Annotated in this window: 3 protein-coding genes; 1 reads left to right on the top strand and 2 read right to left on the bottom strand. The window is 37.3% G+C overall.

Going from position 1 to position 2,938, the window contains the following annotated elements:
* Together AC06OU_RS07115 and AC06OU_RS07110 are read right to left on the bottom strand one after the other, a co-directional pair.
* On the bottom strand, window positions 1-372 hold a 372-nt coding region (locus AC06OU_RS07115), incomplete at its 3' end, for a PadR family transcriptional regulator (RefSeq protein WP_475854927.1).
* A 45-nt stretch (window positions 373-417) separates the two neighbouring features.
* Window positions 418-1,608 (bottom strand): YhgE/Pip domain-containing protein, encoded by a 1,191-nt coding sequence (locus tag AC06OU_RS07110; RefSeq protein WP_475854925.1) that lies wholly within the window; start codon window positions 1,606-1,608, stop codon window positions 418-420.
* Between the two features lie 529 nt (window positions 1,609-2,137).
* Between AC06OU_RS07110 and AC06OU_RS07105 the strand changes: the two genes are divergently transcribed.
* Entirely contained in the window at window positions 2,138-2,872 is a 735-nt protein-coding gene (locus AC06OU_RS07105) for a metal-binding protein ZinT (RefSeq protein ID WP_475854924.1), read from the top strand.
* Window positions 2,873-2,938: the final 66 nt, after the last annotated feature.

Here is a 2,938-nt window from a genome sequence, read left to right as displayed (position 1 = left end):
AAGCGTTATTTTCTTTTCAAGTATCTCAATTACTTTTTCGCGATCAACATATTCTATATTTGCTAGAGCGATGACCATCCCGTTAATTGTATCTGTATTCTCAAATAATTGATAAATTTTTTGTGGTAAAGCAGCTTTACCTTTCTTAGTTATCGCAAATACTTGTTTATCGGGTCGGTGCTCTTCCTTAATAATTTCTACCGGTTCAATCAGTCCTTGTTTTACCAAAGATTCAAAATGATAATATAGCTTACTTTCTGTCACTCCCCCTAATTGATCTAAGGGAATTGGCTCTGAAAGCTCTTTTTTTAACTTATATGGATAGTTATTATCCTGCATTAATTTGCCCAGTATATATATTTGAATTGCCATTACAGTACAGCCCCTTTGGCAAGAATTATATTCATTGTAGCAAAATCATGCAGTAATTTCAGTATTATTCACAACTTCCTTTGTTTCGCTTATTGAAGCTCTTTCCATTGGAACGGGTTTATGGACGAAGGCTACAAGCAGCATATTTATTAGCATTGCTCCTAAACCGACCGCAACCATGCCCCATACATAAGGTGCCGGGCTAATACCTCCATACATATTAGCAAAGTATGCTTGTACAGAGTAATACATTGGAGAAATATAGCTTACCCACTCGTACGGTCCATACATCATGTCTCTTGTAATGGTGGCTCCATTTGCAATGGTCTGTACTAGTAGGACTGGGATGTTCAGAATCATACCGCCCTCCCCTACAAGGAATATAAACATTGCCGTAAAGTTAAATGCTACCATATAGTTTAAAACTTGCTGACCAAAAAGACTTAAAAATAAATCTCCACTTGGTTCATTTACTAGATAGGTAATCCCCATTGCTGCAAGAGCTGCAAGTACAGCAATCATTAATGCAGTCAATTGCACGTAAAGGAATAAACGAGTTTTGCTCGCTTTTCCGCGGCTCTCCTTGAAGGAAGCTACTAATTGCATGGCTGCAATCATTGCCCCTACATAACCTGCCATTGTTAAGAACATCGGAAGCATGTTGTTATGCATACCATCTGGAATGTCATTGATCGTTACTACGTTTCCAACATAAGATGTTTCAATCGTATCTGCCATTGCAGCAGCTTGGTCCTCAGGGACATTAAAGTTCATTAACACTCCCTGTGCAGTCTGCTTAGAAAACTGAGCGCTTAGCTGATTGTTTATCTCCGTGACAATAGAAGTCATGGAGGAAGAAACAACTGTTGCTCCCGCTTCGTTAACAGTGAAGTCAATACTGGATGATACTTCTCCATTTTGCATGTTTGCCGAGAAGTTTTCAGGAATATGAATTACTAGAGTTACTTCATTTTCCTCTAGCTGTTCTAATGCATTCTTATTGGACAAATCTGTTTTAATCTCTTCAAATGGTAAACTTTCTTTTAACTGGTCGGCAATCACCGAGCCATATTCACCAGCATCCTCATTGACTAGGGCTATTGGTAGTTGATCGATGTTACCTGGGATTGCTGTATACCCTGGAAGAAAAATCCCGAGCATAGCAACTGCATAAAATATCCCCATAAAAATGGAAGCAATAGCTCCCTTTGTTTTCAAAAATTGTGTCAACTTCATTTACCTTTTTCCTTCTTTCATTATCTAATCACTTTAAATAAACTACTTTAATTAGAGTACTTTAAATAAATCACTTTGTAAGTATAATCTTTTAAAAGTAGATTGGCAAAGGAAAAAGGGATTCTTTTCATATTTCATATGATAAATATGTCCAAAGTAAGATTTAATTTTGTTTGAACAAATTCTCTAACTATGTTTTTAAGCGTTCTTACTATAGTCGAGCTAAATATGACTTGTAAAAAGAGCTTAGCATGAACATATGTTCATGCTAAGCTCCTTCGTCTCCACAAACAAACCTTTACATTTGAGTTACTTAAAGCTTGGAATTGAGTTTTATTTACTATTGATGGACCACGGGAAGAGAGCGATGTGATTGACCAAAATAAATAGTCCTAGGAAGCTTATCTATTTCCTCATCCTAAGGGAGTTTAAAATTTTAAATACTAGCCAATTATTTCTTGACGTACCTTAAAACTAAACGTATAATTCTAAATCGTAACCATTACTATTTAGAAAAGGAGTGTTATCTATGAAGAAAACGTTAGGGAATGGGTTAAACTTTTTAGTTATCAGCACCTTATTAGTTGGATGTCAGGCTACTGATCTATCCGAGGAAAAGAACCTTGAGAACGAGACGTCCCAGGAAACAACAGTTCAAGAGAAAACAACAGACCAGCGTGTTGAAAAAAGTGAACACGGGTATAATCACTCTCACGACGAAAAAAAAGATAATATTTACGCCGGTTATTTTGAAGACAGTCAAGTACAACATCGTGCTCTTTCGGATTGGGATGGTGACTGGCAATCCGTCTATCCATATCTAGAGGATGGCTCACTTGATGAAGTGTTTACTCATAAGGCGGAGTATGAGGGCAAGAAGTCTGCTGAAGACTATAAGGAATACTACCGAGTTGGATATCAAACAGATGTTGAGCGTATTGTGATTCAGGAGGACACGATCAACTTTTACAGAGGTGGAAAGGAGACCAAAGGCCAGTATATATATGATGGCTATGAGATTTTGACCTATGAGGCAGGAAATAAAGGAGTAAGATACATATTTAAGCTGAAGGAAGAAACAAAAGGGCTTCCACAATACGTTCAGTTCAGTGATCATATTATATCTCCGAAGGAATCTGACCACTATCACCTCTATTGGGGGAACGACCGCCAGACTTTACTTCAGGAAGTAAATAACTGGCCAACCTTCTTCCCTTCAGGAATGAGCGGGCATGACATAAGCCATGACATGATATCGCATTAACCTACAATCAGCTACACCTTCACAATTTGTTGTTACATTATTAACCGCTATTTAAGAAAATTTTCT

The sequence above is a fragment of the Psychrobacillus sp. genome (genome assembly GCF_056205495.1).
The sequence above is the reverse complement of the archived record's forward strand: the minus strand, read 5'-3'. Positions and strand labels throughout refer to the sequence as shown.